At 54.3% G+C, this 6,974-nt stretch carries 4 protein-coding genes and 1 riboswitch; all 4 genes read right to left on the bottom strand.

Annotation, left to right across the window (positions count from 1 at the left end; translation table 11 throughout):
* Positions 1-872 precede the first annotated feature (872 nt).
* The gene (locus tag AC6RNO_RS36330) at positions 873-2,270 is read right to left on the bottom strand and encodes an NCS2 family permease (RefSeq protein WP_474687315.1); all 1,398 of its coding nucleotides are present in this window, start codon (positions 2,268-2,270) and stop codon (positions 873-875) included.
* A 133-nt stretch (positions 2,271-2,403) separates the two neighbouring features.
* A riboswitch (purine riboswitch) is annotated at positions 2,404-2,504 on the bottom strand.
* An 87-nt stretch (positions 2,505-2,591) separates the two neighbouring features.
* Positions 2,592-4,130 carry a glutamine-hydrolyzing GMP synthase gene (guaA, locus tag AC6RNO_RS36325; RefSeq protein ID WP_497108412.1) on the bottom strand — a complete coding sequence of 513 codons (1,539 nt, stop codon included), beginning with the start codon at positions 4,128-4,130 and terminating at the stop codon, positions 2,592-2,594.
* 168 nt (positions 4,131-4,298) lie between these two features.
* Positions 4,299-6,374: a transglutaminase domain-containing protein gene (locus tag AC6RNO_RS36320; RefSeq protein WP_497108411.1), complete on the bottom strand. Its 2,076-nt coding sequence runs from the start codon at positions 6,372-6,374 to the stop codon at positions 4,299-4,301.
* 344 nt (positions 6,375-6,718) lie between these two features.
* Positions 6,719-6,974, bottom strand: a 256-nt coding sequence (locus tag AC6RNO_RS36315; RefSeq protein ID WP_497108410.1) for a hypothetical protein, incomplete at its 5' end; no start/stop codon positions are given.

Here is a 6,974-nt window from a genome sequence, read left to right as displayed (position 1 = left end):
TTTCAAAGCTGACGAGATTTTGCAATCTCTTGTTTTGGTTGATTGCTCAACCTTGCTTCTTCACTCGTTGTTCAGTTTTCAAAGAACAATTTCTTTCGTTCGCATCGCCGTCTTTCGAAGGCGACCTAATCAATATATCACATTCGCCTACTTGATTGCAAGTACTTTTTTAAAATTCTTTTTTGCAATCTCGCGGTCTTAAAAGCGACAAGGAGTAATATATCAAAGATAGATAACGAATGCAAGCTTTTTCTTCGACTTTTTTTATGGGAAATACAACCGTCACCAAGGCATCACTATAATGCACTAGTACGGAGGAAAGCGCAGTTCGTTGACACTAGCGAAAAATCTGCAAACGTGGTTTCCGCGAATCGCACCGCGCGCAGCTCCCAGCGTGCGGTGCTGCGCTGCATGACGGCGGTTGGTCGTCCACATGTTAGCTTAGTTGAACGATACTTTGCGCCGTCGCACTTCGGGTTGTCACGAGGCGGCTCGGGAGCCCGAAGCGAAAGCCTGCGAAAGTACAGGCTTTTTCTGCGAAAATGGTTCATTTGGGCGAAAAACCTGCGAAAGTGTAGGAATTTTCGATAAAAATGAACCCGAACCCCTGTACCCGGCAAAAAGCCTGTACAATTGCAGGAATTGTTCATTGTTAGCGTTCCGGCGAGAAGAAAACTGCACTTTTGCAGGTTTTCTGCTCGCAGCCGGGTAGCTGGCCGACCGGGTAGCTCTTCCCGGCATAAATTCGCAGGTTTGCACGCCCTCCCCAAACCCGTTCACGAGCGACCTCGCCACCCATTAAGTCTTTGGCTTCTCCCGCGAAAACCAAAAGGCTCCGGCACATAAGCGCCAGAGCCTTAATATTGAATGCCTTATCCTTGACTTCCGATAAAAATGTAACGCGCAAGCACGAGGATGGCTAACACCCACATAAGCCAGTGGATTTGATACTTGTCTTTTCCCCTAATGTTTGCAGCGGTGGCAAGCACGACATAAGCAACGATTCCGAAAGAAATTCCGTTGGCGATATTGTATGTGAAAGGCATCAGGACGATCGTCAGGAACGCCGGGATCGCCAGCACAAAATCCTGAAAGTCGATTTCCCGGACGGACTGCATCATCAACACGCCTACTACGATCAATGCCGCGGCTGTGGCCGAACCCGGAATCAGCATCGCGATCGGAGCCAAAAACAAGGAGAGCAGGAAGCAGACGCCTGTCGTTACCGAGGTCAGACCCGTGCGTCCGCCTTCCGCTACTCCCGCCGCGCTTTCCACGAAAGCCGTAACCGTGCTCGTTCCGACCAGCGCGCCTCCGCTGACGGCGACGGCATCTACGAACATCGCTTTTCCGACGCGTTTGTTGCCTTCCTCTTTATTTTTCATAATGCCCGCACGGTTAGCCGTGCCGACCATCGTCCCGAACGTGTCGAACAGCTCCACGAAGGTGAACGTAGCGACAACGGAGACGATTCCCGCCGTCATAATGCCGTTCCAATCGAAATTGGCAAAAGCAAGCTTCGTCATATCAGGCACCCAGGTCGTTTGCGGGCCGGTCAAAGAATCGAGATTTACAAGCCCCATGAAGTAGCCGACAACCGTCGTAGCCAAAATCCCGAACAGAATCGCGCCGCGCACGCGCAGCACCATCAGGATGGAAATCAGCAAAATGCCAACGACCGCCAAAATGACATTTTTATTTTCCAAAGAGCCCATATGGAATACCGTTTCAAAAGACAAAACGTCCGTAAATTTATGCGCCGGAACATCATTGGACGCTTCGACCGCCACCGTCAAAATCCCGCTGTTTTTAAAGCCGATCATGGAAATGAACAAACCGATACCTACTGTAATCGCATGTTTCAGGCTGTCCGGAATGGCGACGAGCAGCATCTGGCGAATTTTCGAAACCGTCAATATTAAAAAGATAATCCCTGAAATAAAAACGGCCGTCAGCGCCATTTGAAACGTAAACTTCCCTTGCGAGGAAAGAATAATGGTTGCAAAATAAGCGTTTAATCCCATTCCCGGAGCAAGCGCAACCGGAAAATTTACGAACAGCCCCATGGCAATCGTCATAACGCCTGCGGCAATAGCCGTCGCCAGGAAGATAGCCGTCCAATCACCGCCTGTCGCCCCGGACTTGAAGGCGCTGAGAACGTCCGGATTCACGGCCAAAATGTACGCCATCGTCATGAACGTCGTAATTCCCGCCATAATTTCCGTTCTTACCGTGGTGCCGTTCTCCTTCAACTTGAAAAACCGATCCATCTAACTCTTCCTCCCAACCGATATTCGGAACAGCAAAAACCCGGAATCATGAGAATGATTTCCGGGAACCAAAAAGGAGTTTCTCCAAAAGAGAACCGCCTTGAAAGCGCAAGTACGCAAGTACGTTCTCATCGGGATTCCGTCCTTTTTTCGTAGCCAGATCATTTGCGGTGACCTCGTAGAAACTCCCAGGCCAATTCCCGGGATTATACGAAAAAACTGTTATCCACCTACATTTTAGAATTACGCATGAAGAATGTCAATAAAAAACCGAACGTTCAACAGGAAGTATCCCCAAGAACGTTCGGTTTAAGATTGTATCTACTCCCACTCAATGGTAGCAGGCGGTTTGGATGTCACGTCATACACGATGCGATTTACGTTTTCAACTTCATTGACGATGCGAACGGAAATTTTTTCAAGCACGTCCCAAGGAATCCGCGCCCAATCGGCCGTCATGCCGTCAATAGACGTGACCGCACGGATGCCGACCGTATAGGAATACGTACGGGCGTCGCCCATGACGCCTACGCTTTTCATATTCGGAAGCGCCGTGAAGTACTGCCAAATCTCGCGGTCCAGGCCAGCTTTGGCGATTTCCTCGCGAAGAATCGCATCGGAGTCGCGGACAATTTTCAGCTTATCTTCCGTCACCTCGCCCAATACGCGGATGGCCAGACCCGGCCCCGGGAACGGCTGTCTCCATACGATTTCCGCAGGCAGGCCGCATTCTTCGCCCACTTTGCGGACTTCGTCCTTGAACAAAGTTTTCAAGGGCTCGACCAGTTTGAATTTCATATCTTCCGGCAGTCCGCCGACATTATGATGCGATTTGATCGTCTGTGCCGTGGCCGTGCCGCTCTCCACGATATCGGTGTAGAGCGTACCCTGCGCCAGGAACTCAAAGTCGTCGAACTTGCCCGACTCTTCCTCGAACACGCGGATGAACTCCGTGCCGATGATTTTCCGTTTTTGCTCCGGATCGTCCACGCCGGCCAACTTGCCGAGGAAACGATCGCGCGCATCGATTTTAACCACTTTCATGTCGAATTTGCCGACAAAGGTGTCCATGACGCTTTCCGCTTCGCCTTTGCGCAGCAGACCGTGATCGATGAACATGCAGGTGAGCTGGCTGCCGATCGCTTTATGGATGAGCATGGCGACAACGGAAGAGTCGACGCCGCCGCTCAGCGCGCAAAGCACCTTTTTATCCCCGACCTGCTGGCGGATTTCTTTGATGGTGTCTTCAATAAAAGTTTCCATGCTCCAGTTGCCTTCGCATCCGCAGACGCCATAGACGAAATTATGAATAATTTCGGTGCCCTGCACGGAGTGGCGGACTTCCGGATGGAATTGAACCGCATGAATGTTTTTGTCGCGGTGGCTCATGGCCGCAATATGCAGCGACTCTGTGCTGGCTTCCAGCGCAAACCCTTCCGGCAGCACGGAAACGTGGTCCCCGTGGCTCATCCACACGACTTGCTTGGCGTCCAGTCCTTGCACAAGCGGGCTGCCGGCCGTAAATTCAAGCTCCGCTTTGCCGTATTCCCGCGTTTGGGCGCGTTCCACTTTCCCGTTCAATTGATGCGCAATCAGCTGCATGCCGTAACAAATGCCCAAAATCGGAATGCCCAAATCGTAGATCGCAGGATCGACCGAAGGCGCGCCTTCTCCGTAAACACTTGCCGGACCGCCCGAAAAGACGATGCCTTTGGGCTGCAGCCCGCGAATTTTATCCACAGAAGTATTGAAAGGCAGAAGCTCGCTGTAAACGCCCAAATCGCGGATACGCCTTGCAATCAACTGGTTGTACTGACCCCCAAAGTCCAGAACTACAATCAATTCATTCGGTTTGCTCATTATCCGTGCCTCCTAGTTTCATAGCGATAATGCTTGTCCTCTTATCACTATTTATCGCTACTAATTTTAAACATTACATGCCTAGGATGTAAAGAGCAATAGTCAAAGGTTTCCGGGGCCCGGAAAAGCATTCCGAAAAGTAAACGGTATCAGCGGCGGAGCCGGCCCTCACTCCCGGGAACCCCGTTTCGATTGTACGGCTTTCCAAAGGGCGGCAATCTCGGCTTTGGAATAACGCGGCCGATGAAGCGGCGCATAGCGCAAGTTTTCATACGCCTGGGCGAATTCCAGCAGCGCTTGCTTCTGCAAGTCGTTCTCGATCTTCAATGCGGCGACATATTCGCGGACGGTTTGATCGGAAGATTTGGCGCCGTATTTGCGGAACAATTGCAGCCAAAGCCGATCCATAAACCGCAGAACCGGCTGCGAAGCGGACAATCGCCCTGCGCCTTGCAGAAAGCCTTTGCGCCATAGAAGCCGCGCGGCTCCGGCAAGAAGCAGGCAACTTCCCGCAGCAAATCCGCAAAGCGCTCCATACCGCTGCATGAAAGCTTGAAAATCGGGCAGGCTTGGCCGAATCCATTGCTTCAGGCCATCCAATAACCCGGTCTCTGCACGTTCCGGCGCGGATTTTGCAGCAGCCTTGTGCTGTTCCGCCGGCTGCAGGCTTGCTGTCCGGACGCCGGAATCCGCGAAGCCGGGAGTAGGCTCAAACGGAATCCAGCCGGATGACGGAAAGTAGACCTCCACCCAGGAATGCGCATCTTTATTTTGCACGGTAAATTCACGGTATAAGCCTGCGGACGCCCCATTCTCCGTGCCTGGGGCAAATCCCTTTACCCATCTCGCCGGAACGCCGACCGAGCGCAGCATCACAGTCATCGCCGTGGAGAAGTGATCGCAGTAGCCGGTCTGATCGACAAACAAAAAGTGGCTGACAAAATCCTCGGATTTGCCGGGACGCGTCGGTTTGTCCAGGCTGTAAACGTAATGTCTGCGCAAATACTGTTCGACCGCCGCCGCTTTGGCATACGGGTCCGCGCTACCCGCCGTAACCTGTTCGGCGAGCCTGCGCACCGTCTGCGGCAGCTGAGCCGGGAGCTGGAGATAAGTTTCCGCGATGGCGGGCGGGTAGGCGCCGGTATCCGTACTCAGCACGGCCGGATCTTTATCTGTCGGCTGAACCGTAATTTTATAAAAGGACAGCGGGTCCGACATTTCCGGAAGCGCCATCTTTCCGCTGGCCGTATTCATCAAAACATCGCCGGACGACAGCGGCTTTTCCCGATTCGTCAGAAGCGCGTCGATCTGCAGAACGGTTCCCCCGTGAAAAAGCTGTTTGGTAGCGGCCGGAGCGCTCCAAAGCACTTCCTGCGTGACCGTTTGGTCCGACCCATGAACGCCTGCCGGGACGAAAGCTTCCCAATCCGCTTCGGATTGCGTCCAGCCCTTCCCGTCGTAAAAGCTTTTGGACTCGCCGCGCCAATACGTTTTCTCGGTCGTTTTGGCCGTGAAAACGACCGTATCGTCGGATCGCAGCGGGCCTCCCAAAGCAGAATCGTCATTGCCGTACCCCGATTTGGGAGGGACGGCCGGAACGCCGGCTTTGTCTTCGTACATAGAAAGCAGCCGGTCGGACAAAGACGCCAGATTAAGCGGCTTCATCAACGGGCTCGGCGCAGCCGACGAAGCGGCGTACCAGCCTGATCCGGCGAGCAGTCCCGTGGATATGAGGCTGACCAGCAGCCATTGCAGGCCTCCGCCGGGACTCGTCGTTTTCAAGCCGTAAGAGCCTTCGATCCGGCACAAGTTCAGCAGCGCCAACAGCAGAAGACCGTACCCCAGCGTGCGGATAATTCCCGAAGTCGTATCGACGCTCAGTGTAAGCTGCAAAATAACGAGATACAGCAGCGTGGCGGAAGCAAACCACAGGCTGTGCTGTCTTTGCAGCATCAATGCCTGCGTCACGGAAATCATCAGCGTCCAGCCAATCAAAAACAGCAGCGTGCGGCTTTGCGCGCTTACAAGATCGAGACGGAGCTGAAACAAATGCTGAACGTCCTGCGCGATAAGCCTGCCGAAATCTATCGTCCACGACCACGTCCAGAAGTCGGCCGGATAAAACATAAAGCCGATAAACAGCAGCATGAGGAAGCCTTTGGCCGCCCAGCCCCATGAATAAGGGACCCGCAGCCAATCCATCGCTATGCAGACCGCAAATACGGCCAGGAACGGCTTAATCATATAAACTTCCGAAATATCGGAAAGNAAACAGCAGCATGAGGAAGCCTTTGGCCGCCCAGCCCCATGAATAAGGGACCCGCAGCCAATCCATCGCTATGCAGACCGCAAATACGGCCAGGAACGGCTTAATCATATAAACTTCCGAAATATCGGAAAGCATGGGCAGCGGCCTCAGCCATTCCGCCAACAGCAAAAACAGCAGCAGCGACAAAAGACCGTCGCGGAGCAGCGGGCCCGGGCGGGACGGGCGCGATGAGCGCGCGTCCCGCCCGGCGGACGCCCGGACGCGGGAACTGGCGGGCGGCTGCGGCTGCAGCGAGGCGGTGCCGGACGAGCGGCGGGGTTCAAGCGGTTGCATCCGCAACACCCCCTTGCCCTGGCCACTCGCGCTGCGGATGCGGCACTTCCGTGAAGCTGCAGCCCAGCGCCTGCAGCTGCAAAGCCCCCTCTCGCTCCGCGACCGAGAGGGAAGGCCGTGCGTGCACGTACACGACGTGCACGGCCCGCCGCCTGCTGCGCGCTTCCGCGAGCGCGCGCAGCAGGGCTGAATCGAGCGTCGATGTAATGCACAGCATCGACGTATCCGGCGGCAGCGCCGCG

This window comes from Paenibacillus sp. sgz302190, assembly GCF_059820445.1.
The sequence above is the reverse complement of the archived record's forward strand: the minus strand, read 5'-3'. Positions and strand labels throughout refer to the sequence as shown.